The sequence below is a fragment of the Mycobacterium sp. SMC-11 genome (assembly GCF_046250095.1).
In the GTDB taxonomy this organism is placed as follows: domain Bacteria; phylum Actinomycetota; class Actinomycetes; order Mycobacteriales; family Mycobacteriaceae; genus Mycobacterium; species Mycobacterium heraklionense_A.
This window is the reverse complement of record NZ_CP176430.1, coordinates 2,433,140-2,456,873: the sequence shown is the minus strand read 5'-3', so window position 1 is coordinate 2,456,873 and position 23,734 is coordinate 2,433,140. Positions and strand designations below refer to the sequence as shown.

The window sequence follows — 23,734 nt, the reverse complement described above, 5'->3', positions numbered from 1 at the left end:
TCAACCGGGCTCGCCTAATCCGGCAGCGCGTCGAGCGCCCGCTGGAGCCGGGCAATCGAGGACCCGACACCTAGGCGCTCCGCCAATTCGGCGACCCGCGCCGGGTCGGCGGCCACCCGCGGCAGGGTGTCCGACGGTGTCGACAGGGTGACCGGAGCGTCGGTGGCCACACGTACCACCGGACCGGCGGCCTCGATGTAGTCCTGCCCGGCCTGCAGTTTGGCCCGAACCCCTTTGGCCATAGGCGATCCCGGGTCAGCGGCGGCGGCCAGCACCGCCGCCAGCGAGCCGTACTGAGTCAGTAGGCCGGCCGCCGTCTTCTCACCGATGCCGGCCACCCCGGGCAACCCATCGGAGGGGTCGCCACGCAGCAGCGCCATTTCGGCGTAGGCAGCCCCGGCCCGCTCCGGCGGCAGGCTATAGCGCTGCGCCACCTCGGCCGGGCCGAACAGCGTCGCTTTGGCCAGCCCTTGGCCCAGGTAGAGCACCGACACCGCGACCGGCTGGTCGGCGACCACCTGCAGCAGGTCGCGGTCACCGCTGACCACGATCACCGGGTCGCGCTGCTCGGCGGCCGCCAAGGTGCCCAGCACGTCATCGGCCTCGAAGTCGGGTGCTCCACCCGTGGTGATGCCGAACGCGTCGAGCAGCTCGGCGATCATCTCCACCTGTGGGCTCAGCTCGTCGGGCACCTCTTCGATGTCTGAATCATCGGGTACCTCTTCGGCCACCCGGTGGGCCTTGTAGGACGGGATGCGGTCCACCCGCCACTGCGGCCGCCAGTCCAGATCCAGGCAGACCACCAGCCGTTCCGGACTCTGGCGGGTGATCAGGGTGGCGACCGAGTCGAAGAAACCACGCACCGCATTCACCGGCCGGCCGTCGGGTGCGGTGATCGAGGACGGCACCCCGAAGTAGGAGCGGAACCACATACTGGCACCGTCGAGCAGCAACACGGGAGCAGTCATGGGTGCCAGCCTATTGGCCGGCGGTTAGCAAGCCTCGACGGAGGAGAGGCGAAGCTGGACCGCCGTTTGGGCCCGCCCGATAGCCTGATGTGCGTGACTTCCCGGTTCGAAAGCAGCGTCTACGCCCACCGATTGGCAGCCGCGGCCGCTGCCGCCGCGAACGCCGGCCTGGCCGGGCTGGTGATCACGCCCGGCTACGACCTGCGCTACCTGATCGGGTCGCGGGCTCAGACTTTCGAGCGGCTCACCGCGCTGGTGCTGCCGGCATCGGGTTCGCCCACCATGGTGGTGCCGCGGTTGGAGCTGGCGGCGCTGCGCGAATCCGCGGTGGCCGACCTGGGTGTGGCGGTGCGGGACTGGGTTGACGGCGAGGATCCCTATCGCATGGTGGGCGAGGCGCTGGGCGGTGCACCGTCGTCGGCGGTCGCTGTCACCGACTCGATGCCGGCGCTGCATCTGTTGCCCCTGGTGGACGTGCTCGGCACCACGCCCGTCTTGGCGACCGGTGTGCTTCGTGATCTGCGAATGATCAAGGACCCCAGTGAGATCGATGCCCTGCGCAAGGCCGGCGCGGCGATCGACCGGGTGCACGCCCGGGTACCGGAGTTCTTGGTCCCGGGCCGCACCGAAGCCGACGTCGCCGCCGACATCGCCGAAGCGATCGTGGCCGAAGGCCATTCGGAGGTGGCCTTCATCATCGTGGGTTCGGGCCCGCACGGCGCCGACCCGCACCATGAATGCTCCGAGCGGGTGCTGCAGGCCGGTGACATCGTGGTCGTCGATATCGGCGGGCCGGTCGAGCCTGGATACAATTCCGACTCCACCAGAACCTACAGCCTGGGTGAGCCGAATCCCGAGGTAGCGCAACACTATTCAGTGCTACAGGAGGCGCAGCGCGCCGCGGTCGCCAGCGTTCGCCCGGGAGTGACGGCGCAGCAGGTCGACGCGGCGGCCCGTGATGTGCTGGCGAAGGCCGGCCTGGCCGAATACTTTGTGCACCGCACCGGGCACGGCATCGGCCTGTCGGTGCACGAAGAGCCCTACATCGTTGCCGGCAATGACGAGACGCTCCGGGCCGGGATGGCGTTCTCGGTCGAGCCCGGCATCTACTTTCCCGGCAACTGGGGCGCCCGCATCGAGGACATCGTGATCGTCACCGCCGACGGCGTGGAATCACTGAACGGTCGGCCGCATGACCTGGTGGTGGTGCCGGTGACGGAGTCGGCTGACTAGCGGTTGCCGCGGTCGAGCAGGTCGGCGGAACCCAACACGCGTTCCACCTGCACTTCGATCACCACTCGCTGCGGATTCACCCGTGGCGTGCGGTAGCGCTGGGCGTATCGCAGCTCGGCGTCGCGAACCGCCGCGGGGGCGTCGTTGACGGTGGCGCTGCCTTCCAGTGAGAGCCAGCGTGCCCCGTCGACCTGGCTGAGCACGGCAACCCCGGCGCGTTCGGCGTTGACCGCCTTCTGCGAACCGCCGGTGGTGATCACCCGGGCGATGTGGGTTTTGGGATCGAAGGTGAAGCCCACCGCGACCACGTGTGGCGAATTGTCGGCGCGCAAGGTGGTCAGCATCGCCAGGTGGCGTTCGGTGAGAAACGCCAACGCGTCACTGGTCAGTCGAGTCGTCGCGTTCGCCATCACCGCCCACGCTAGCGCAGGCGATAATCTCAGCCGTGAACGACACGGTTGACGGGCCGGTGGTGATTTTCGGCGGACGCAGTGAGATCGGCCTCGAGTTGGCGCAGCAGCTCGCGCAGGGGGCGACGGTGGTGCTGGCGGCACGCTCGGCGGATCGGCTCGACGCCGAAGTCGCCACGGTGCGCAACGCGGGGGCGGCCGCGGTGCACACCAAGGAGTTCGATGCCGACGACGTGAGCGCCCACGGCCCTTTGGTGGCGGACCTGATCGCCGAGCACGGACCGATAGGTACCGCCGTGTTGGCATTCGGCGTGCTGGGCGATCAGGCCCGGGCGGAGTCTGATGCGGCGCACGCGGTGGCCGTGGTACACACCGACTACGTCGCCCAGATCAGTTTGCTCACCCACCTGGCCGCGGCTATGCGGACCGCCGGGCGAGGCCGCATGGTGGTGTTCTCCTCGGTGGCGGGGGTGCGGGTCCGACGGGCCAACTACGTCTACGGCTCGGCCAAAGCCGGCCTCGACGGCTTCGCCAATGGCCTCGCCGACGCACTGCACGGCACGGGTGTGCGCCTGCTGCTCGTGCGACCGGGTTTCGTCGTCGGCCGGATGACCACCGGCATGAATCCCGCTCCACTGGCGAGCACCCCGCGCCAGGTTGCGGTCGCGGCAACCCGGGCACTGCGCAAGCGCCGCCGCAGCGTGTGGGTGCCATGGGCACTGCGCCCGCTGTTCGCCATCCTGAGAATTGTCCCGCAATCTGTGTGGCGCCAGATGCCGCGTTAACAAACCGGGAGCCCGGCGCGGGGCCGCGACCGGCGGGTTAGTACGATGTGACGGAACGCGACATTCCCAGGTTGTGGGAATAGGCGAAGAATTTCGGTATAGTTTTCTGACCTCTTCCCGCCTGACAGGACTAGAGTGTAAAACCATGGACGATCGAAAAAAGGACCCGTCGGTCGTGCTGCCTTACCTGGTCGGTAGGCCGCTTCCGGCAACTGAGGTCTACGAAGCCTTCGGCTACCGGAAGTCTGCCTATTACAAGGCTGCACACGAAGGGCGTTTGATCACCGCCGACAACCTGATCCGGGTTGCCACTCACTTCGGTTTGAACGCGGTTGATCTGTTGGTCCGCTACGGCCTGATCACCCTGGATGCCGTGACGGCCTTTGTCGATGCCGAGCAGCCGAAGTCCGAGCTACCCAAGCTCGCCGACTTGCACCCAATCGCAAGCCGCCCACCGCTGTAACGGTTGGACTGTTCGCCGCGGCGCTCGCCGGCACTTTGAGCAGGCACGCGGGCTCCGGGCCTCGGGGCGGGTAGGTTCGCGGTCATGGCCCCAACTTTCGCCCAGATCGCCAAGTCCGACTATTTGCTGCTGACCACGTTCACCAAGGATGGCCGGCCCAAGCCGACCCCGGTGTGGGCCGCGGCCGAGGGTGACCGACTGCTGGTGATCACCCAGGAGTCGTCCTGGAAGGTCAAGCGAATCCGCAACACCCCGCGGGTGACCTTGGCGGTCTGCGATGTGCGGGGACGGCCCAAGGGCGAGGCTATCGAGGCCGTCGCCACGGTCTTGGACAAATCTGACAACGCCGCCGTCTATGCGGCAATCGGCAAGCGCTACAAGCTGATCGGGCCGGTGTTCAACTTCTTCAGCAAGCTGCGGGGCGGCATGCGCACCAACGTCGGGCTCGCGTTGACCCCGGCCGGGCCGGAGTGATCGACTGCATCACATATAATGGACTTTGCTCATTGAAATGAGCATCCTTGGATCGGAACCCGACCCCTAGGAGCCAACATGGCCACCGTCACTTCCGATCAGATTCTCGGTGACATCGTCACCGCCGACCCGTCGTCCACCCGCATCCTGAGCCGGTTCGGGATCGACTTCTGCTGCCACGGTCAGCGCACCCTGGGTGCGGCGTGCGCCGCGGACGGAGTCGACGCCGACGAACTGCTGGCCGCGCTCAACGCCACGTCACCCGGCCAGCCGGCCGACTGGGCCGACTACGACGACACGTCGCTAATCGCCCACATCGTCAGCACCCACCACCGGTTCCTGTGGGATGAGTTCCCGCGATTGGCGGAGTTGGTGGACAAGGTGGCGCGGGTCCACGGCCCCAACCACGGCGAGCTGCCGCGGGTCCGCGAGGTGTTTCATCAGCTCCGCGGCGGCATGGAACCGCACCTGCGCACCGAAGAGACGCTGTTGTTCCCGCAGATCAGCCTGCATGCCGGGGGTTCGGGCCGACCGCTGCCCGACGAGGTGCGCACCGAACTGGCCGAGAACCAGCAAGAGCATGACAATGCCGGCCATCTGCTGGCTGAACTGCGTGAGCTCACCAACGGCTACACCGTCCCGGCGGATGCCTGCGCCAGCTACACCGCGATGCTGGCCGGTCTGGCGGACCTGGAGTCCGACATCCACCTGCACGTACACAAGGAGAACAACGTGCTGTTTCCGCGGGTGCTGGCGGCGGCCGGCGGTCCGGCCTAAGCGGTCAGGCCTGGGGGCGCAGGTGCTCGCCGAAGAAGCCGAACACGCGGTCCCAGGCATCGGCGGTCGCGGCCTCGTTGTAGCCGAAGCCGGCGATGCGGATCAGCGGCTGGCCGGGCAGCTCGTTGGCGAAGCTGTGGCCGACTCCGGGGTACACCTTGATGTCGTGCGCAATGTCCTTGTCCTCGACCACCCGGCGTAGCCGATCGGCGGCGCCGCGGCCCATCGGGTCGCGGCCTCCGAAGCTGGCCACAATGGGGCAGGCGCCGTCGAGGGTCTGCTCGAGGCGGCGGGGTAGCGGCACGCCGTAGAACGGTGCGGAGGCCCCGAATCCCTTGGGCGCCAAGATCAATGCGAACTGGCCACCCATGCAGAAGCCGGCGATACCGACCGTGCCCGAGCACTCGGGCATGCCCCGCAGATGATCGCGGGCGGCCAGGATGTCATCGAGTGCACGGCCTCGCTGGGTGAGCAGCTCCCGCATCACCCGGGTGATGCAGCGCGCCCGGCCGCCCCGGGAGTACAGGTTCGGCGACAGCGCGAGGTAGCCCGCGCCCGCGATCCGTTCGGAGATGGCCTGCATGTCCCTGCCGTAGCCGATCGCGTCATGGATCACCACCACACCGGGCCATGGCCCGGGCCCGGCCGGAGTGTCCAGCAGCGCATCGATGGGGCCGGCGGGCGCCTCGATTCGGATCGTGGTCATCGCATCAGTATTGCCCTCCCGGCAGGTCGCCGCGCCGGCCTGGAACCACATCACCGGCCCGAACGTTGGGATGGCATGGTGAGCGGTGTGCTGCGGATCTTCGGTCTCTACGCCCTGGTGGAGCTGGCGGCGGTTGCCGGGTTGATCTGGGCGATCGGCTTCGGCTGGACGACGTTGCTGCTACTGGGCATCTTCCTGGCCGGACTTGTGCTGGCAACTGGGCAGATCCGGCGTCAGTTCCGCCGGCTGTGTAAGCAGGCTGACCCGGGTGTTCTCGCCGACAGCGGGCTGGTCACAGCCGGCAGTGTGCTGGTTCTCGTTCCGGGACCGGTGACTTCGCTGGTGGGTCTGCTGTTGTTGGCGCCCCCGACCCGGGCTGCGGCCCGCCCGCTGCTGGGCGCGGTGGCGGCCACCGCGCTGGGCAGGCATACCCCGCTGGTGGCGGCGGCCACGGTCGGTCGGCAGTGGTACACCGCCCGGCGCCCGCCCGGAAACCGAGCCGACTACATCGACGCCGAATTCGTCGACGTCACCGACACCGGGCAGCGCGTCCTTCCGGTCGCCTGACCGGCAGCCTGCGCCAACCCGTACTTTCTACGACGTGACCGTTGTGACCGGCAGGCCTGCCTCTTTGCTGCTCGGCGGGCGAATCCACAGTCCGAGTCATCCCGACGCCACCGCGATGGCGGTCCGGGACGGCGTGGTGGCCTGGCTCGGCAGCGACGACGTCGGCCGCGAACAGTTCCCGCAGGCCGAGGTGATCGAACTCGACGGCGCGCTGGTGACACCGGCATTCGTGGACAGCCACGTCCACGTCACCGAGACCGGCCTGTGCCGCATCGGCCTGGACCTTCGGCCGGCGACCTCGGCGCAGCACTGCCTGCAACTGATCGCCGACTACGCCGCAGCCCACCCCGGTGAGCCGATCCGCGGACACGGCTGGGACGAATCCGGCTGGCCCGACGGCCGTGCCCCGGACACCGCGGCCATCGACGTCGTGGTGGGGGATCGACCCGCATACCTGTCTCGCACCGACGTCCACTCCGCACTGGCCTCCACCGCGCTGCGCAACCTGGTGCCGGATTTGCCGGCCGGGATCGACCCTGCCGTCCCGCTGTCCGGCGATGCCCACCATCGGGTCCGTGCCATGGCCGGCAGCCTGCTCACCGCCGCGCAGCGCGCCGAGGCCCGGGTGGCTGCGCTGGATGCCGCCGCCGCGGCGGGCATCGTCGCGGTACATGAATGTGCCGGCCCGGACATCGGTGGTCTCGACGACTGGCGCGAACTGCGGGCCCTGGGCGAAGCCGGCCACGGCGTCGAGGTCGTCGGCTACTGGGGCGAAGCGGTCACCAGCGCCGCCCGGGCACGCGAATTGATCGCCGAGACCGCCGCGCGGGGGCTCGGCGGCGACCTGTTCGTGGATGGGGCGTTGGGCTCGCACACCGCCTGGCTCCGCCAGGACTACGCCGACGCCCCCGGCTGTACCGGGGTCTGCCATCTGGACCTCGACGCCGTCACCGCCCACCTGTGGGCCTGCACCGAGGCGGAGGTGACCGCCGGGTTCCACGTGATCGGCGACGCCGCGGTCACCACGGTCGTTGCGGCGCTGGAACGGGTGGTGGAGAAATTCGGGGTGCCCGCAGTGGCCCGTTGCGGACACCGGCTGGAGCACCTGGAGATGGTCAGTGCCGAGCAGGCGGCCAAGCTGGGTTCCTGGGGCGTGATCGCCAGCATGCAGCCGGCTTTCGACGCATTGTGGGGTGGCGGGGAGGGCATGTACGCCCAGCGTCTGGGCGCCGAGCGAGCCGCCGGGCTGAACCCATTTGCGCTGTTAGCATCCCAAGGCGTGCCCCTCGCGTTTGGTTCTGACAGCCCGGTGACCGCATTGGATCCGTGGGCTGCGGTGCGCGCCGGCGCGAACCACCGCACGCCGGGCAGTGCGGTTTCGATGCGGGCGGCTTTCGCCGCGGCGACGCGCGGTGGCTGGCGGGCCGCCGGTATCAACGACGGCCTCACCGGGACCCTGGTGGCCGGCGCACCCGCCTCCTATGCGGTCTGGGAGACCAATGCCCTGGCCGTGGAGGCGCCTCGCGACTCCGTTCAGCGGTGGTCGACCGATCCACGAGCACGGGTGCCCGCGCTGCCGGTGCTCGATCCCGGCGCCAGCCCGCAATGCCGTCGCACTGTGCACCGTGGTGTGGTCCTGCATGGCTGAGCCCACCGAGGAACCGGCAACGGAAACCCCCACCGACGCGGCCGCTGACGTTCCCACCGATTCTGACGGCGACGTTCTCACCCACGCCGACCCACCCGCGCCGAACCTGCTGGAACGCTTGGGCATCGCCGCGGCTGATCGCTGGGCACAGCTGGCCGCATCGGTGGCTGCGGGCATGCTGTTGCGTTCCAGCTTCGCCCCGCTGAACTGGTGGTGGGCCGCGATTGTGGCCTTCGCGCTGCTGAGCTGGGTGCTCGTTCGCCGCGAGACCACCATTGCCGGAGGTTTCGGCTACGGTCTGCTGTGCGGCGTGGCGTTCTACCTGCCGCTGCTGCCGTGGGTGGGCGGGCTGGTCGGCCCGGCGCCCTGGCTGATCCTGGCGCTGATGTGTGCGCTGTTTCCTGCCCTGTTCGGATCGGCGGCGGTGGCAGTGCGGTCACTGGCCGGCTGGCCGATCTGGTTCGCGCTGCTGTGGGCCGCCCAGGAATGGGCGAAATCGGTAGTTCCGTTCGGCGGGTTCCCTTGGGGGGCGGTGGGATACGGACAGACCGCCGGCCCGTTGCTGCCGCTGGTCGCACTCGGCGGTGTTCCGCTGTTGTCGACCGGGGTGGTGCTGATCGGTTGCGCCGGCACCGCTCTGACGATCGAGATCGTGCGGTGGCTGCGGAACCCACCGGCGCCCGGCTCGACTGACCGCCCGCCGGCGGTGCTGCTGCCCGGACTGTGTATCTGTCTGGTGATGCTGACCGCCGTGGTGGTGTGGCCGGGGGTGCGCCGTTCCGGCGTAGGCGCCGGGGACGAACCGTCGATCACGGTGGCCGCCGTGCAGGGCAACGTGCCGCGGCTGGGGCTCGACTTCAACGCCCAGCGCCGGGAGGTGCTGGATTATCACGTCCGCGAAACCCTGCGGCTGGCAGAGGATGTCGCGGCCGGGCGCGCCCCGCAGCCACTGTTCGTGATCTGGCCGGAGAACGCTTCGGATATCGACCCGGTGACCAACATCGACGCCGCGCAACAGATCACCGTCGCCGCCCAAGCGGTCGACGCCCCGATCCTGGTGGGCACGGTGCGTACCGCGCCCGGCTGGAGCCGGGACAATCCGGTGGCGTCGAATTCGGTGCTGGTGTGGGATCCGCGCACCGGGCCGGGGGAGAGCCACGACAAGCGGATCGTGCAGCCGTTCGGCGAGTACCTGCCGTGGCGCGGGTTCTTCCGGCACCTGTCCGGCTATGCCGATCGAGCCGGGTATTTCGTTCCCGGTCACGGCAACGGGGTGGTGCATGTCGCCGGTGTCCCGGTCGGGGTAGCCACCTGCTGGGAGGTGATCTTCGATCGCGCGCCGCGCCAGTCGGTGCTCGCGGGCGCCCAGCTGCTGGCGGTGCCGACCAACAACGCCACCTTCGACGAGACGATGAGCGACCAGCAGCTGGCATTTGCCAAGGTGCGCGCAGTCGAGCACGACCGCTACGTCGTCGTCGCCGGAACTACCGGAATCAGTGCGGTGATCGCCCCCGACGGCCGTGAGCTGGCCAGGACCGCCTTCTTCGAGCCTGCCTACCTCGATAGCCATATACGGCTCAAGACCGCGCTGACCCCGGCGACGCGGTGGGCGCCGGTGCTGCAGTGGGTGTTGCTCGGAGCGGCCGTTGCGTCCCTGCTGGCCGCCATACGGCAAAATGGAAACTTCACGCGCGGTCGGATTACGCGACGTCATTTCAAGCGGGGCCGCACCGGCGCCGATGCGGAGAACGGGAGGAACGGCGCCGATGAGTGAGCGTCCCAGCCTGCATACTCTGGTGGTCATCCCCACCTACAACGAGTTGGAGAACCTGCCGATCATCCTGGACCGGCTCCAGCAGGCCCGACCCGACGTACACGTCCTCGTCGTCGACGACGGCAGCCCGGACGGTACCGGGAAGCTGGCCGACGAGCGGGCGGCCGCCGACCCCGAGCGCGTTCACGTCATGCACCGGACCTCCAAGGCCGGATTGGGCGCGGCGTACCTGGCCGGTTTCGCCTGGGGACTGGACCGCAACTACGAGGTGATCGTGGAGATGGATGCCGACGGCAGCCACGCTCCCGAGCAGCTCTACCGGTTGCTGGACGCCATTGATGCGGGCGCCGACCTGGCGATCGGCTCACGCTACGTCGACGGCGGGACAGTGCGAAACTGGCCGGTGCGTCGGCTGGTGCTGTCCAAGACCGCCAACACCTATGCGCGTCTGCTCCTCGGCGTCGGAATCCACGACATCACCGCGGGTTATCGGGCCTACCGTCGCGGCGTGCTGGAGAAGATCGGTCTGGACGCGGTCGACTCGAAGGGCTACTGCTTCCAGGTCGACCTCACCTGGCGCGCCGTCAACAACGGGTTCACCATCACCGAGGTGCCGATCACGTTCACCGAACGTGAGCTGGGCGTGTCGAAGATGAGTGGCTCGAACATCCGCGAAGCGATGGTCAAGGTCGCGCGGTGGGGGATCGGTGGCCGGGTGAACCGGCTGCGGGGCGCCCGAAGCTAAAACACCGCGGCGTCTCGGGCGAGACGCCGCGGTGCAAAAAAGCCCGCGGTTTTAGCCGCGCCGCTTCGTCTTGATCAGCTCCAGGCGCTCCTTGAGCAGCTCCTCGAGTTCTTCGACCGAGCGGCGCTCCAGCAGCATGTCCCAGTGGGTGCGCGGCGGCTTGACCTTCTTGGGCTCGGGCAGGTCGCCCTCGAGCAGGGTGCCTTCCAGGCCGTTACGGCACATCCAGGTGCCGGGGATCTCCGCGTCGTCGGCGAAGGGCACCTCGAACTCTTCACCGTTGTCGGTGCGGTAGCGCGCCATGCGGCGCGGCGCCAGGTCGTGGTTGCGGTCGGTCTCGTAGCTCACGGCTCCCAGCCGACTGCCCCGCAGAACACGATCAGCCATGACCCACTCTCCTTATGCCTATTGGTGAAAAATGCCTCGCGAGTGTCAACGCGAGCGAACCCTCTGAAGTTCCCGGCGCATATGGCGCGACCTCTCATGATACCGGGAACGTCGCCGTCCCCGGATTAAGGTGTTCGACGTGCCTCGCAGTCCCCGCCCCCAGCCGTGTCGATGGTGTGGCCGCGACGTGGGTGATGCCGGGATCGGCCGGCGCCGCCAGTACTGCCGGCAGTCCTGCCGGCAGCGCGCCTATGAGCAGCGTGCCCTGATCAGCAGCGGTAAGACGACCGCGCTGACGCCCGACTCCGTGGTGCTCTCCGCCGACGAGGCGACCGCCCTGTCCGATCGGGTCTATCAGGTGCGATGCGCGGCCGAGGACATCGCTACCGCCTTGTCCGAAGACGCTCCCCACGACGAGCTGCGGCAACTGTGCGACGCCCTGCTGCAGGCCGTCGATTCGGCCGACCGCTGGCGCTGAAGCTCAGCTGGCGCAGCTGAACTGCTCGCCGGCGTCGGCCGCAGGAGGCACCGGGTGCAGGCAGCCGAAGGTCCCGATGCCCTCCGGGCGCAGCAGCACCGCCGATCGGTGGGCGTAGTTCACGCAGATCAGCCCGACTCGATCCGCCCGGCAGCGGTAGTCGCCGAACGACAAAGTGGATCCGTCCGGCAGTTGCGCCCCGTCGCCGTGCACAAACCGGCCCGGATCGCCGTGCGCGGAGCCCACCTGCAGCGTGTTGCCACCGAAGTCGACCCAGCCGCCCTTCCACTCGCCGTAGATGTCCGCGGGCTGCGCCGGCGGGTTCGCCAGATCCACCACACAGGCCAGGGCACTGTCGGAGGACCCGGAATCGCTGATGCAGGTGGTGGCGCGGCGGGGTGCGGCCGCCACTGTGAAGGCGACATCATCGATGAGGTCGGTGACCTCGCCGTCGCGGGTGGCCTTGTGGTAGTCGGCGGCGTCGACGGGTTGGCCGGCTTCTATCCACGCGATGACGTCGGCGATCGCCGCGCCCGCAGCCGGGGGAGCCAGCGGCCCCGAGGGCTTCGCCGAGGTTGACGTCACCGATGTCGGCGGCGGAGCGGTGCTGGAGGGAGACGAACCAGTCGAAGTGAGCGTCGGCTCTTCGACCTTGGCGCCAGAACATCCCGCGACCAACAGCAGTACGGCGACCAGCCCGGTGAGACGCATGCCGTTAGGCTAACCGGCCCTGCTCAAGCGGCGGTCCAGCCTCACCTCTCCTTCGTCGAGGTTCGCTAACCACCGCCGAAGCCGCTACCGTTCGGCTCATGCATAACCACCCCGTGCAGGCCCGCATCGCCACCGGCGTTGTGGAGGGTTTCGTCCGCGACGGGGTGCGCAGATGGCGGTCCATTCCTTACGCCCGCCCGCCGATCGGTCCGCTGCGGTTTCGGGCGCCCCAGCCGGCGGAGCCGTGGTCGGGGGTGCGCCATTGCCACGGGTTCACCAATTGCGCGCCGCAGGAACGGTTCTACACCGTCCTGGGTCCCGGCCGGTTCCAGCCGACCAGTGAGGACTGCCTGACGCTCAACGTGGTGGCCCCGGAGGACACCGACACCGGACCGCTACCGGTCATGGTGTTCATTCACGGCGGCGGCTACATCATGGGCAGTTCGGCCACCCCCATCTATGACGGTGCGGCGCTGGCCCGTCGCGGTTGTGTGTACGTGTCGGTCAACTACCGGCTCGGTGCGCTGGGGTGTTTGGACCTGTCCTCGCTGTCGACCCCCGAGGTAACCCTGGACAGCAACCTGTACCTGCGCGACCTGGTGCTCGCCCTGCGCTGGGTTCAGGAGAACATCGCGACATTCGGCGGCGACCCCAATAACGTCACCATCTTCGGGGAGAGCGCGGGCGCGCACGCGGTGGCCACCCTGTTGGCGGTTCCCGCGGCACAGGGCTTGTTCGCCCGTGCGATCGCCGAAAGCCCGGCCGCGGGGCTGGTGCGCAACACCGACATTGCGGCCGCCTTCGCCGAGCGATTCGCCGCGCTGCTCGGGATCCGGCCGTCCGGAGCCCAGGCACTGCTGCGCGTGACGCCGTCGGAGCTGCTGACCGCCCAGGACCGATTGATCGCCGAGGGCAATCGAGACATGCTGGGCGCGTTCCCGATCGGGCCGGTCTGCGGCGACGACGTGCTGCCGGTGGACCCGATTGAGGCGATGCGGCAGGGATCAGCGCACCGGGTTCCGCTGATCGTGGGCAGCAACGCCGATGAGGGGCGGCTGTTCACCCGGTTCTTGCGGATGTTGCCGGTCGACGAGCCGATGGTCGAGGCGGTACTGGCCGGCACCGACGCGGGGGTGCGTGACCGCATCATCGCCGCCTATCCGGACTACCCGAAGCGGGCGGCCTGCATCCGGCTCGGCGGTGATTTCGCCTTCAATGCCGCGGTGTGGCAGATCGCCGATGCCCATGGGGCGCATGCGCCCACCTACGTCTACCGCTACGACTACGCGCCGCGGATGCTGCGATGGTCGGGTATGGGTGCCACGCACGCCACCGAGTTGTTCGCGGTATTCGATGTGTACCGCAGTGGCGGTTTTGGCCGGCTGCTCACTGCCGGCGCGGACCGCCGGACGGCGTTGCAGGTCAGCAAGCAGGTGCAGCGCCGTTGGGGAGCGTTCAGCCGGGCCGGGGTGCCGGGCGAGGGCTGGCCGGCCTACACCGCCGACGAGCGTGCCGTCATGGTTCTCGACCGCAAGACCCGCTTGGAATACGACCCGGCCCCGGAGCGCCGCAAGGCCTGGCAAGGCTTTTCGCTAGCCCACTGACGTCCGCGAGGGGAATCAGGCCCGGGTCACCCGGGTGCCGCCGGCCAGTTCGTCGTGCTTGCCCTGCTTGGTCGGGCTGCCGCTGATCGTCACGGCGATCACGACGTAGGCCACGAAGGCCAGCAGCCCACCGAGGTAGGGGACCATGGCCAGCAGAGTGAACGAATTGCGGATGGCCGACTGCGAAGCCGTCGGCTTCGACACCCCGTCGGGCCCGTGCACCGATAGGCCCAGCAGCCGTTTGGCCGGGGTGGCGCCCTGCGTCACCTCGAACAGCACGAAGTAGCCGAAGGTCAGCGCCCCGGAGAACAGGCCGGTCACCAGGAACGGGTAATCGTCGGAGAACAAGAACACCGACAGGAAGAACGACACGATGCCGACCAGCACGCCGTCGAGCGCGCGGGCCCAAAAGCGCCTGCCGAGCCCGCCCGGTTGCTGTCCCCATCCGGGCTGCGGCCCCCAGCCCTGCGGCGGTGGATAGCCACCGGGCTGACCGTATCCGGGGCCGTATCCAGGGCCGTTCGGGCCGAAATCGCCGGTTGTCATCAGATTCGCTCCTGACCACGTTGGATGTTCGCCAATGTACCGTGACGAACAGGGCGGGAAGCGGTTTCTGCGGAGGGCGAAACGGCGGACTGATGTACCGGATCGCGGTGGCGCTCATCGTCGCGTCGCACCTTGCGTTCGTCGGCTATGTCGTGGTCGGCGGCTTTCTCGCGGTGCGGTGGCCGCGCACTCTGTGGCTGCACGGTGTGGCGGCCTTCTGGGCGGCGCTGATCGTGGTAGCGCATCTGGACTGCCCGCTGACCTGGCTGGAACGACGGGCGCGCGCCGCCGCCGCAATGGCCCCGCTGCCGGCGGATGGATTCATCGCCCACTATCTGGCCGGTGTGGTTTACCCGCCGGCGTGGACCGCCGCAGTCGAGGCCGCGGTGCTGGTGACGGTCCTCGGGTCCTGGGCGCTGTGTGGCCGGGAAGCGCTGCGGCGCCGCCGATACTGTGGACGCATGCGGGCGCTGGTCATCGTCGACGTGCAGAACGATTTCTGCGAGGGGGGAGCGATCCCGGTGCCTGGCGCCGTGGCTGTCGCACAGCAGATCAGCCGTTACGTGGACAGCCCGGCCGGCAAGGCCCGCTACGGGCACGTGGTGGCCACTGCGGACTGGCACATCGACCCCGGAGCGCACTTCTCCGACCATCCGGACTATCGGGATTCTTGGCCGCCGCACTGCGTCGCGGGAAGTCCCGGGGCGCAACTTCATCCGGCACTGAACACCGACCGGATCGAAGCGGTCTTCAAAAAGGGCGCCTACAGCGCGGGATACAGCGGTTTCGAGGGTGTCGATGACGAGGACACTTCGCTGGGCGACTGGCTGAACCAACATGGGGTGCGCAACGTCGACGTGGTCGGTGTCGCCATCGAACACTGCGTGTGCGCCACCGCCAAAGATGCTGTCCACAAAGGCTTTTCCGTTACCGTGCTAGCGCCCCTTACCGCGGGCGTGTCCACCGAGTCGACAGACACGGCGCTGGCGGCGATGCGCAGCGCCGGTGTCACTGTGAAGGAGACCATCTGATGACCGACGCCAAGACCGCGGAGCTGCTGGCCGCAGTCGAGCAGTCACCGGCCGCGGCCGCGGCACACGATAAGGCCGGTTGGACAGGGCTGTTCAGCGCCGACGGCCGGGTGGAGGACCCGGTGGGGTCGCGTCCGCACGTCGGCCCCGCGCAGATCGGCCGGTTCTACGACACGTTCATCGGTCCGCGTGACATCACCTTCCACCGCGATCTGGACATCGTGCGCGGGACGACGGTCGTGCGGGATCTGCAGCTCGAGGTCGCGATGGGACCGTCGGTCACCATGCACATCCCGGCGATCCTGCGCTATGACCTGCGAGGGTCGGCCGACGGCTGGGAGCTGCAGCGCCTGCGTGCCTACTGGGAGCTGCCGGCCATGGTGGGCCAATTCCTTGGCAACGGTGTCGCCTCGCTGCCCGCCGGGATCGGGTTGTCGCGAGCACTGCTACGCAATCAGGGACTGGCCGGCGCCGCCGGATTCGTCACCGGGTTCCGCCGACCGAGCAGCAGAGGCAAGAAGCCGGCGCAAGCCTTCCTGGAAGCGCTCGCCGCGGGCAGCACAGCCACCGCCCGATCTTTGCTATCACCCAGTGCCACAGTCACTTACGGCGATGACACCGCCGTGGAGCTCGCCGACCTCGGAGCGCAGCTGGACGGCGCGCGGCTGACCAAGATGTTGGCTGCGGGCAGCACCATCGCGGTGTCGACCACCTCTGCGCAGCGACGCGCCGTGCTCTTCTTCGACGTGGCCGGCCGTGGAGCGCCGATCACGACAATCCGGTATTTCCCAGGAGCCTGATTAGGCGACACAGCGGCGATAAACTCACCAACGTGCCGAGCTTTCGAATTGCCGAAGTCGCCGAGCTCCTCGGGGTCAGCGACGACACCGTCCGCCGGTGGATCGACTCCGGTCGCCTGTCGCTGACCGCGGGCAGTGGCCCTCGCATGGTCGACGGCGCCGAGCTGGCACGGTTCGCCCAGGAGCGCGCTGCCGTCGAACCGGTGTCACGTAATCCGGTGGTGGGCCAGTCGGCACGCAACCGGATGGTCGGGCTGGTCACCAAGGTCACCCGCGACACGGTGATGGCACAGGTCGAGGTTCAGGCCGGCCCGTTCCGGTTGGTCTCACTGGTCAGCAGGGAGGCCGCCGACGAGCTGCAGCTGCAGCCCGGCAGCCTGGTGGTCGCCTCGGTCAAGGCCACCAACGTCGTCGTCGAACTGCCACGGCGGGCCGGTGCGGCCAGCCACACCGACCCGGCCGCCGAATTCGGATAGCTCAGGCCAGCAGGATCGCCAGCGACGCCGCCGACAACAGCAGATAGGCGGCCGGGAATCCGATGTTGGAAAACACCCCGGCTCGCACGTGGGTCACAACCGCCCCGATGAAGTACGCGACCAGGCCGGCCGCGGCGGCGATGCCGAGCTCCGGGACGCCTGCCAGGCCGACGAGCAGGCCGGCACCGCCAGCAAGTTTCAGCCCGCCCAACAGCGGCAACCAGGACCGCGGCACTCCCACCCGCGCGGAGTTTGCCAAGACGAACTGTGCGGGAATGAAATCGGGCACGGCGATGGCTACGGTGGCGACCGCGGTCACCACGACGGTTACCAGATGAATCATCTGTACGCTCATGGTGTTGCTCTTCCTGTCGTCGGTGGATGTGGCTCTATCCCTGTGACGACTCCCGAACGGGAAAGGTGACCCATGGGCAACACCGACGTTTTGGCCCAACGGTTCGAAGACAACCGCCGACATCTGCATTCGGTGGCGTTTCATCTGCTCGGCTCAACTGCTGACGCCGACGATGCTGTCCAATCAGCGTGGTTGAAGGCCAGCAGCGCCGATTTCGCCGTGGTGGACAATCTGCCCGGCTGGCTCACCACCATCACCGCACGCACCGCCATAGACCAGTTGCGGGCACGCTCACGTCGCGTCGAGCAATCGCTGTCGGAGATGCCCGAGTTGGACAGCTCCCCAGCCTTGGCCGCACCGGCCGCCGACGAACAGGTGCTGCGCTCCGAAGCGGTCAGCCGGGCCCTGCTGGTGGTGCTGGACCGGTTATCTCCGGCGCAGCGCGTCGCCTTCGTGCTGCACGACGTGTTCGATGTGCCGTTCGAGCAGATCGGCGAGGTACTGGACCGCTCGCCGGACGCGGCCAAGAAGTTGGCCAGCCGTGCTCGGGCCCGTCTGCATGCCGCGCCCGCCGAGCAGCCGCGTCGCCGCGCCGAGCATCTCGAGATCGTCAGCGCGTTCCTGGCCGCCTCGCGCGGCGGCGACATCCCCACCCTGCTGGAGTTGTTGGCGCCCGACGTGGTGCGCCGCGTCGACCCCGTGTTGATACCAGCCGGCGTGCCCACCGAGATGTGCGGCGCCCGCGATGTCGCCACCGAGACCCGGCACTTCACCCGGCGGGCACGCGCCGGTGCCGTACTGCTCATCGACGGCGCGCCGGGCATCGCGATCGCGCCCGCAGGGCGCCTGCTGGCGCTGTTGCGCATCGGAATCGGCGACGATGGGCGCATCCACACTATTGACATCGCGGGCGATGCCGAACGGTTGCGCGGCGCGACACTGCAACTCCCGGGGGCCTGATCAGCTGCAAGAACACGTGACAGCCGCCCCTGGCGGCGGGTTCTGCTTTGATGGGTCACGCGAACCGATGTGTGAGGGGGCGTCCATGCCAGACGAAACGACGGCCGCAGGGCAGACCGCGGCGGCGGGGGAGAGTACGGCGCCTGCGCCGTCACCGCCCGCGGTGACGGCCCGCGGCATCACCATGACCGGGCCGTGGGGACGCGTCTTCGGACCTCTCGATCTGGACATCCCGGCCGGCGGTACCACCGTGCTGGTCGGTCCTCCGGGGTCGGGTCGCACCGCCCTGATGATGAACCTGGCCGGCCGGATGAAGCCGTCGTCGGGCACGCTCACGGTGCTCGGGCGCAACAAAGCCCGCGACATCTTCGATGTCGCAGCGCTGGCAGGGATCGAACAACTCGACGCGATTTTCGAGTCGGTGACGGTCGCAGACCTGATCACCGAACAGCTCCGCTGGGATGCACCCTGGTATCAGTTGGTCCGCCGTGCCGGCGACGCGGAACGCGACGCGATCTGCGGCCCGGTCTTCGGTGACCTACCGGTACCCCAACTGCACGACTACGTCGAGCATCTCGACGAAATGACCGGGCTCTTGTTGCGAATCGCGCTGGCCAACACCGCACGTCCACCGCTGCTGGTGGTCGGCAGCATCGATGAGATCAAAAACAGCCGCGATCGCGCCATCCTGCTTACCCGCCTGGTCGCGCTGGGGGAGAAGCAGACCGTGATCACCTCATCGGCCAATCCGATTCCCGACGGGTTCGGGCTGGCCGGGCAGATCACCGTCGACCGTCTGGAGCGCGCCGAGCTCGTTCCCGGCCGACACGAGAAGGGGAATCGCTGACCATGCTCGCCGGAATGTCGCTGGGAACCGACCTCAAACGCTATTCACGTGGCACCATGCCGCGTCTGGCCCTGATCACCATCATCGTGCTGCCGCTGCTGTATGGCGCGATGTACCTGTGGGCGTTCTGGAATCCATTCGCCGCCATCGACAAGATCCCGGTCGCCCTGGTCAACGAGGACACCGGCGCCGTGGTAGCCGGCGAGCAGTTGCACGCCGGCGATGAGGTGACCCGAGCATTGGTCGAATCCGGCCAGCTTGACCTGCATCAGGTGTCGGAAAGCGAAGCCGTCAAAGGTGTTTCCGACGGAACCTATTACTTCTCGATCACCCTTCCTTCCGACTTCAGCACGGCGGTGGTCTCCCCGGCGGGCCCGCATCCGCAAAAGGCGCAGATCCAGTTCCGGTTCAACGACGCCAACAACTACCTCGCCTCGGTCATGGGGCAGAACGCCGCCCGCGAAGTGCTCAACGAAGTGAGCTCCAAGGTCGGCCAACAGGTGATCGGCACCGCACTGACCCAGGTGACCGACGAGGTCAAGAAGGCGGCGGAGGGAGCCGGCCAGCTCTCGGACGGCTCAAAAACGTTGGCCGACAACATGGGCACGGCCCGGGATGGCTCGGCGGCGCTTGCCGACGGAATCCGTCAGTTGAACCATGGTGTCCAACAGGCGACCGATCCGCTGCTCAAGGTGACCGATGACCTCGCCAACATGGGCTTCGACCCCAACGCCGCCGGCGCGGCCGCCGCGAGCCTCAGCGGCAACCTCAAGACGGTCAGTGACCGGATCGCGTCGCTCAACGTCAACTACCAACAGGCCGCGGGGATCGTGAACCAGGTGGTAGACGCCCTGCGCGGCAACCCCGACCCGGCGGTACGCGGGCTCGGTGACACCCTCGCCGGCGCCCAGCGGCTGCTCGATGTCGAGGGACTGGACCCGGCCACCGATGAGGGCCTGGCCAATCTGCGCGCCAACACCCAACAGTTGGAGAACGATCTGGCCAATCCCAACAGCGGGCTGCGCACCTTCATGACCCACGCCCTCGACGGCGGTCTCCGCTCAGATGTGGTGGCGCTGCGCGACGGCGCCACCGCGCTGGTAGCCGGGGCGAATCAGCTCAGCGACGGCCTGGTCCAACTGGCCGACGGCAGCAATCAGCTCAAGGACGGCGCCGCCCAGCTGGCGTCGGGACTGGGCGAGGCCGACCAGCGCGCATCGACCATCACCGACCAGCAACGTGTCGACGTCTCGGCAATCCTGGCCAGCCCGGTCGGGGTGGACATGGACTTCACTCATCAGGCCGCCACCTTCGGCACCGGGTTCGCCCCGTTCTTTTTGCCGCTGGCACTGTTCATCGGCTCGCTGATCGTGTGGATGTTGTTGACTCCGCTGCAGACTCGCGCCATCGTCAACGGCCTTGGCGCGCTGCGGGTGGTGCTCGCCTCGTACTGGCCGGCCCTGCTGCTGGGGGTGTGCCAGGTCTTGCTGATGTACACGGTGGTGCACTTCGGGGTGGGGCTGCAGGCCCGCCACGCCGCGGGCATGGTCGCCTTCCTGGCGTTGATCGCCGCGTCGTTCCTGGCGATGATCCAGGCGTTCAACGCCGTGCTCGGTGTTGCCGTGGGCCGGGTGTTCACCCTGGCCTTCCTGATGTTCCAGCTGGTGTCGTCCGGCGGCGTGTATCCGGTGGAGACGACGGCGAAACCGTTCCAGATATTGCACCCCTATGACCCGATGACGTATGCGGTCAACGGGTTACGCCAGCTGACCGTCGGCGGTATCGACGAGCGGCTCTGGACGTCGGTGGCCGTGTTGGCCGGGATCCTGGTGGTGTCACTTGTTGCCAGCTCCCTAGCTGCGCGCCGAGATCGTCAGTTCACCCTCGAACGCCTCTACCCGCCGATCGAAGTCTGACGGTTTCGCGGGTGCTGGCCTCCGGTGCACGATCGCTTACCCGCCGCAGCGTGCTGCGCGGCGCCGGAGCGATCGGGGCCGCCGCACTGTTGCCGGCGATGTCGGCCTGCGCCAGCGACGACGACGCACTGACCTTCTTCTTCGCGGCCAATCCCGAAGAAGCCGACGCCCGGATGCGGATCGTCAACGCGTTCCAGCGCGAACACCCCGACATTCGGGTTCGCACGATTCTGGCCGGCGGCGACCCGACCCAGCAGATGTCGACGTTCTGCGCCGGCGGCAAGTGCCCGGATGTGCTGATGGCGTGGGAGTTCAACTACGCCGGACTTGCCGACCGCGGCGTGCTGTTGGACTTGAACACTCTGCTGGATCGGGATCGGCAGTTCGCGGCGGCGTTGCACGCCGACAGCATTCCCGCTCTCTACGAGACGTTCGGCTTCAACGGCGGCCAGTACGCGTTCCCGGAGCAGTGGTCGGGTGCGTTCCTGTTCTATAACACCAGGATCTTCGCCGACGCCGGGGTGCCGCCACCGCCGGGCCGCTGGAATACGCCTTGGACGTTCGACGAGTTCCTGGCCACCGCGGCCGCACTCACCCGACGGTCCGACAACGGCCGAGTCACCCAGTGGGGCTTCGTCGACACCTGGTCGCCGCCGTACTCCGCGGCGCTGTTCGGCATGAACAACGGGGTGCCGTGGGCGGTGCCGCGCGTCAACCCGACCCACCTGAACTTCGACGACGACGACTTTCTCGCCGGGATCCAGTTCTACGCGGATCTGTCCAACGTGCATCGCGTGGCGCCCGCCGCCGCGGACACCCAGTCGATCTCGACGATGGGCCTGTTCACGTCCGGCAACGCGGCGATGGCACTCGGTGGGCACTGGCGCTACCAGACCTTCGTCCAAGCCGAGGAGCTGGAGTTCGATGTGGCGGTGTTGCCGACCGGACCGGCTGCCGGCGCCAGGGGCATGGCGGCTCAATCCGCCATCGGCAGCACCGGACTGGCCATCGCCGCCGACAGCCGCCACCAGGAACAGGCCTGGGAATTCCTCAAATTCGCGGCGGGGCCGGTGGGACAGTCGCTGATCGGCGAGTCCGGGCTGTTCGTACCGGTGCTGCGCTCGGCAATCGGCACAGCCGGATTCACCGCCGCCCACACCGGGATCCGCAACCTCGCGGTGCTGACCGGCGGCCCAGCGCATTCCGAAGGACTACCGATCTCCCCGGACTGGCAGAAGGTCCATGCCCTGATGGACCGCGCCATCGGGCCGGTACTGCGCGGCAAGCGGCCCGCGGCAACGCTGAAACGTGAGCTGACGCCGCAGATCGACGAAGTGTTGGCCAGCGCATGAATCCCACCCGCAGACGAGCGCGCGCAGGACGCTGGTTCATCGCCCCGAACCTGGCGGCGGTCGCTGTGTTCATGGCGTTCCCACTGGCCTTTTCGCTCTATATGAGCTTCCAGCGGTGGGATCTGTTCACCCCGCCGACGTTCGTCGGCGCCACCAACTATCGCGACCTGTTCACCGGTGACCCGTTGTTCGGCATCGCGGTCCGCAACACGACGGTGTTCACCCTGGGCACGGTGATCCCGACGGTGTTGATCAGTCTGGCGGTGGCGGGACTGCTGAACCGGAAGATCAAGGGGATCGGCCTGTTTCGAGCGATCGCCTTTCTGCCGTTGGCGGTGTCCTCGGTGGTGATCGCGGTGGTGTGGCAGTTCGTGTTCAACACCGACAGCGGCCTGCTCAACATCATGCTCGGCTGGTTCGGTATCGCACCGGTGCCGTGGCTCACCGAACCGCACTGGGCGATGGCCTCGTTGTGTCTGGTCAGCGTCTGGAAGAGCGTGCCGTTTGCGACGGTGATCCTGCTGGCGGCAATGCAGGGCGTGCCCGACTCCCTGCACGAGGCAGCCCGCATCGACGGCGCCGGCGAGGTGCGCCGCTTCGTCTCAATCACGGTGCCGATGATCCGCGGCGCCGTGTGGTTCGTGGTGGTGATCTCGGTGATCAACGCATTCCAGGCATTCGATCTGGTGTACGTGCTCACCGGCAGCAGCGGCGGACCCGAAACCGGCACCTACGTCTTGGCCATCATGTTGTTCCAGCAGGCCTTCGCCTTCTTGGACTTCGGTTATGCGTCCGCGCTGGCCTGGGTGATGTTCGCGGTGCTACTGGTTCTGACCGTCCTCCAACTGCGCCTGTCGCGCAGGAACGCGGTGGACCAGTGACCGGCCCACCGACACGGCACCGCATCGCCGGGCTGCTGGGCGTCTACGCGGGATTGGGCGCCGTCACCGCCTGCGCGTTGTTTCCGATCCTGTGGGCGCTCTCGGGCTCGCTGAAGCGCCAGGCCGAGATCAGCCAGCCGATACTGTTGCCGGCCCATCCGCAGTGGTCCAACTACGTCGAAGTGTTCGCCCGAATGCCGTTCTGGCGGATGCTGTTCAACACCATTCTCTACGCCGGCTGCGTAACCGCCGGGCAGGTGTTCTTCTGTTCGCTGGCCGGCTATGCCTTCGCCCGGCTGCCGTTCACCGGCCGTGACACGCTGTTCGTGCTGTATCTGGCCACGCTGATGGTGCCGTTGACGGTCACGGTGATTCCGCAGTTCATCTTGATGCGGGTGTTCGGGTGGACCGACACCATGTGGGCGATGATCATCCCCGGCCTGTTCGGCAGCGCGTTCGGCACCTATCTGATGCGACAGTTCTTTGCCACCCTGCCTATCGATCTGGAGGAGGCCGCGATCTTGGACGGCTGCTCACCGTGGGCGATCTATTGGCGGATCCTGTTGCCGCACGCCAAACCTGCGGTGATGGTGCTGGCGGTGTTGACCTGGATCAACGTCTGGAATGACTTTCTGTGGCCGCTGCTGATGATCCAGCGCAAGGGCATCGCCACCCTGACCCTCGGGTTGGTGTGGATGCAGGGGGAGTACGTCGCCGAATGGCCGGTGCTGATGGCCGCCTCCATGCTGATGTTGGCCCCGCTGGTGATCATCTACACGATCGCCCAGCGGGCCTTCGTCAGCGGGATCGCGGCCACGGGCTTCGGTGGACGGTAGGCAG

27 protein-coding genes and 1 pseudogene are annotated in these 23,734 nt (G+C 68.0%); 21 read left to right on the top strand and 7 right to left on the bottom strand.

From position 1 onward, the window contains the following. Positions 1–14 precede the first annotated feature (14 nt). Positions 15–968, bottom strand: a complete 954-nt coding sequence (locus ACKY0X_RS11555) for a 5'-3' exonuclease H3TH domain-containing protein (protein WP_409426153.1) — start codon at positions 966–968, stop codon at positions 15–17. Between the two features lie 87 nt (positions 969–1,055). On the opposite strand from ACKY0X_RS11555, the gene ACKY0X_RS11550 reads away from it, so the two are divergent. Beyond that, the gene (locus tag ACKY0X_RS11550) at positions 1,056–2,201 is read left to right on the top strand and encodes a M24 family metallopeptidase (protein WP_409426152.1); all 1,146 of its coding nucleotides are present in this window, start codon (positions 1,056–1,058) and stop codon (positions 2,199–2,201) included. Here ACKY0X_RS11550 and ACKY0X_RS11545 read toward each other — a convergent pair. Beyond that, a complete protein-coding gene (locus ACKY0X_RS11545; RefSeq protein ID WP_046284039.1) occupies positions 2,198–2,611 on the bottom strand; it encodes a F420-dependent biliverdin reductase in 414 nt (137 codons plus the stop codon). The two genes, ACKY0X_RS11550 and ACKY0X_RS11545, sit on opposite strands and share 4 nt — an antisense overlap. A 35-nt stretch (positions 2,612–2,646) precedes the next feature. On the opposite strand from ACKY0X_RS11545, the gene ACKY0X_RS11540 reads away from it, so the two are divergent. From ACKY0X_RS11540 to ric, 4 genes are all read left to right on the top strand, one after another. Then, a complete protein-coding gene (locus tag ACKY0X_RS11540) occupies positions 2,647–3,396 on the top strand; it encodes an SDR family NAD(P)-dependent oxidoreductase (RefSeq protein WP_409426151.1) in 750 nt (249 codons plus the stop codon). Between the two features lie 145 nt (positions 3,397–3,541). Further along, a complete protein-coding gene (locus tag ACKY0X_RS11535) occupies positions 3,542–3,859 on the top strand; it encodes a hypothetical protein (protein ID WP_409426150.1) in 318 nt (105 codons plus the stop codon). An 84-nt stretch (positions 3,860–3,943) separates the two neighbouring features. Continuing rightward, positions 3,944–4,333, top strand: a complete 390-nt coding sequence (locus ACKY0X_RS11530; RefSeq protein ID WP_409426149.1) for a PPOX class F420-dependent oxidoreductase — start codon at positions 3,944–3,946, stop codon at positions 4,331–4,333. A gap of 78 nt (positions 4,334–4,411) precedes the next feature. Further along, a complete protein-coding gene (gene ric / locus ACKY0X_RS11525) occupies positions 4,412–5,110 on the top strand; it encodes an iron-sulfur cluster repair di-iron protein (protein ID WP_409426148.1) in 699 nt (232 codons plus the stop codon). 4 nt (positions 5,111–5,114) lie between these two features. On the opposite strand, the gene ACKY0X_RS11520 is transcribed toward ric, so the two are convergent. After that, positions 5,115–5,816 (bottom strand): dienelactone hydrolase family protein, encoded by a 702-nt coding sequence (locus tag ACKY0X_RS11520; protein ID WP_409426147.1) that lies wholly within the window; start codon positions 5,814–5,816, stop codon positions 5,115–5,117. 75 nt (positions 5,817–5,891) lie between these two features. On the opposite strand from ACKY0X_RS11520, the gene ACKY0X_RS11515 reads away from it, so the two are divergent. The 4 genes from ACKY0X_RS11515 to ACKY0X_RS11500 all read left to right on the top strand — a co-directional run bounded on the left by ACKY0X_RS11515 (position 5,892) and on the right by ACKY0X_RS11500 (position 10,550). Further along, complete coding sequence (locus ACKY0X_RS11515) at positions 5,892–6,383, top strand: FxsA family protein (protein ID WP_409426146.1); 492 nt, start codon at positions 5,892–5,894, stop codon at positions 6,381–6,383. Positions 6,384–6,498: 115 nt separating this feature from the next. After that, positions 6,499–8,031, top strand: a complete 1,533-nt coding sequence (locus tag ACKY0X_RS11510; protein ID WP_409429596.1) for an amidohydrolase — start codon at positions 6,499–6,501, stop codon at positions 8,029–8,031. Further along, a complete protein-coding gene (gene lnt / locus ACKY0X_RS11505) occupies positions 8,024–9,805 on the top strand; it encodes an apolipoprotein N-acyltransferase (RefSeq protein ID WP_409426145.1) in 1,782 nt (593 codons plus the stop codon). The genes ACKY0X_RS11510 and lnt overlap by 8 nt, the downstream gene beginning before the upstream one ends. Further along, positions 9,798–10,550 (top strand): polyprenol monophosphomannose synthase, encoded by a 753-nt coding sequence (locus tag ACKY0X_RS11500; RefSeq protein WP_207543137.1) that lies wholly within the window; start codon positions 9,798–9,800, stop codon positions 10,548–10,550. The genes lnt and ACKY0X_RS11500 overlap by 8 nt, the downstream gene beginning before the upstream one ends. Positions 10,551–10,601: 51 nt before the next feature. On the opposite strand, the gene ACKY0X_RS11495 is transcribed toward ACKY0X_RS11500, so the two are convergent. Further along, positions 10,602–10,937, bottom strand: coding sequence for an RNA polymerase-binding protein RbpA (locus ACKY0X_RS11495; RefSeq protein WP_046284032.1), 336 nt, complete (start codon positions 10,935–10,937; stop codon positions 10,602–10,604). 139 nt (positions 10,938–11,076) lie between these two features. Here ACKY0X_RS11495 and ACKY0X_RS11490 point away from each other — a divergent pair, with 139 nt between their 5' ends. Beyond that, entirely contained in the window at positions 11,077–11,415 is a 339-nt protein-coding gene (locus ACKY0X_RS11490) for a hypothetical protein (protein WP_409426144.1), read from the top strand. A gap of 3 nt (positions 11,416–11,418) precedes the next feature. Here the strand turns inward: ACKY0X_RS11490 and ACKY0X_RS11485 are convergent, their stop codons facing one another. Further along, positions 11,419–12,126 (bottom strand): hypothetical protein, encoded by a 708-nt coding sequence (locus ACKY0X_RS11485; protein WP_409426143.1) that lies wholly within the window; start codon positions 12,124–12,126, stop codon positions 11,419–11,421. Between the two features lie 98 nt (positions 12,127–12,224). Between ACKY0X_RS11485 and ACKY0X_RS11480 the strand changes: the two genes are divergently transcribed. After that, the gene (locus tag ACKY0X_RS11480; RefSeq protein WP_409426142.1) at positions 12,225–13,730 is read left to right on the top strand and encodes a carboxylesterase/lipase family protein; all 1,506 of its coding nucleotides are present in this window, start codon (positions 12,225–12,227) and stop codon (positions 13,728–13,730) included. Between the two features lie 15 nt (positions 13,731–13,745). Here ACKY0X_RS11480 and ACKY0X_RS11475 read toward each other — a convergent pair whose 3' ends face one another. Continuing rightward, complete coding sequence (locus ACKY0X_RS11475; RefSeq protein ID WP_409426141.1) at positions 13,746–14,276, bottom strand: RDD family protein; 531 nt, start codon at positions 14,274–14,276, stop codon at positions 13,746–13,748. A 92-nt stretch (positions 14,277–14,368) separates the two neighbouring features. Here ACKY0X_RS11475 and ACKY0X_RS11470 point away from each other — a divergent pair. The 4 genes and pseudogenes from ACKY0X_RS11470 to ACKY0X_RS11455 form a co-directional block, all read left to right on the top strand. Beyond that, a pseudogene (locus ACKY0X_RS11470) lies at positions 14,369–14,683 on the top strand (DUF2784 domain-containing protein); the annotation flags it as partial. Positions 14,684–14,737: 54 nt separating this feature from the next. Next, positions 14,738–15,307 carry an isochorismatase family protein gene (locus ACKY0X_RS11465; protein ID WP_409429595.1) on the top strand — a complete coding sequence of 190 codons (570 nt, stop codon included), beginning with the start codon at positions 14,738–14,740 and terminating at the stop codon, positions 15,305–15,307. After that, positions 15,307–16,107 (top strand): nuclear transport factor 2 family protein, encoded by an 801-nt coding sequence (locus ACKY0X_RS11460; protein ID WP_409426140.1) that lies wholly within the window; start codon positions 15,307–15,309, stop codon positions 16,105–16,107. The genes ACKY0X_RS11465 and ACKY0X_RS11460 overlap by 1 nt, the downstream gene beginning before the upstream one ends. A gap of 32 nt (positions 16,108–16,139) precedes the next feature. Then, positions 16,140–16,583 carry a molybdopterin-binding protein gene (locus ACKY0X_RS11455; RefSeq protein WP_046284027.1) on the top strand — a complete coding sequence of 148 codons (444 nt, stop codon included), beginning with the start codon at positions 16,140–16,142 and terminating at the stop codon, positions 16,581–16,583. 1 nt (position 16,584) lies between these two features. Here ACKY0X_RS11455 and ACKY0X_RS11450 read toward each other — a convergent pair whose 3' ends face one another. Next, positions 16,585–16,938, bottom strand: a complete 354-nt coding sequence (locus tag ACKY0X_RS11450; protein ID WP_409426139.1) for a DoxX family protein — start codon at positions 16,936–16,938, stop codon at positions 16,585–16,587. A 72-nt stretch (positions 16,939–17,010) separates the two neighbouring features. Between ACKY0X_RS11450 and ACKY0X_RS11445 the strand changes: the two genes are divergently transcribed. The 6 genes from ACKY0X_RS11445 to ACKY0X_RS11420 all read left to right on the top strand — a co-directional run bounded on the left by ACKY0X_RS11445 (position 17,011) and on the right by ACKY0X_RS11420 (position 23,730). Then, a complete protein-coding gene (locus ACKY0X_RS11445; protein ID WP_409426138.1) occupies positions 17,011–17,898 on the top strand; it encodes a sigma-70 family RNA polymerase sigma factor in 888 nt (295 codons plus the stop codon). An 85-nt stretch (positions 17,899–17,983) separates the two neighbouring features. Further along, positions 17,984–18,745 (top strand): ATP-binding cassette domain-containing protein, encoded by a 762-nt coding sequence (locus ACKY0X_RS11440; RefSeq protein WP_409426137.1) that lies wholly within the window; start codon positions 17,984–17,986, stop codon positions 18,743–18,745. A 2-nt stretch (positions 18,746–18,747) separates the two neighbouring features. Beyond that, positions 18,748–20,661, top strand: a complete 1,914-nt coding sequence (locus tag ACKY0X_RS11435) for a YhgE/Pip family protein (protein WP_409426136.1) — start codon at positions 18,748–18,750, stop codon at positions 20,659–20,661. Positions 20,662–20,759: 98 nt separating this feature from the next. After that, entirely contained in the window at positions 20,760–22,013 is a 1,254-nt protein-coding gene (locus ACKY0X_RS11430; protein ID WP_409429594.1) for an ABC transporter substrate-binding protein, read from the top strand. Continuing rightward, positions 22,010–22,894 carry a carbohydrate ABC transporter permease gene (locus tag ACKY0X_RS11425; protein ID WP_409426135.1) on the top strand — a complete coding sequence of 295 codons (885 nt, stop codon included), beginning with the start codon at positions 22,010–22,012 and terminating at the stop codon, positions 22,892–22,894. The genes ACKY0X_RS11430 and ACKY0X_RS11425 overlap by 4 nt, the downstream gene beginning before the upstream one ends. After that, positions 22,891–23,730, top strand: a complete 840-nt coding sequence (locus ACKY0X_RS11420) for a carbohydrate ABC transporter permease (RefSeq protein WP_409426134.1) — start codon at positions 22,891–22,893, stop codon at positions 23,728–23,730. The genes ACKY0X_RS11425 and ACKY0X_RS11420 overlap by 4 nt, the downstream gene beginning before the upstream one ends. Positions 23,731–23,734: the final 4 nt, after the last annotated feature.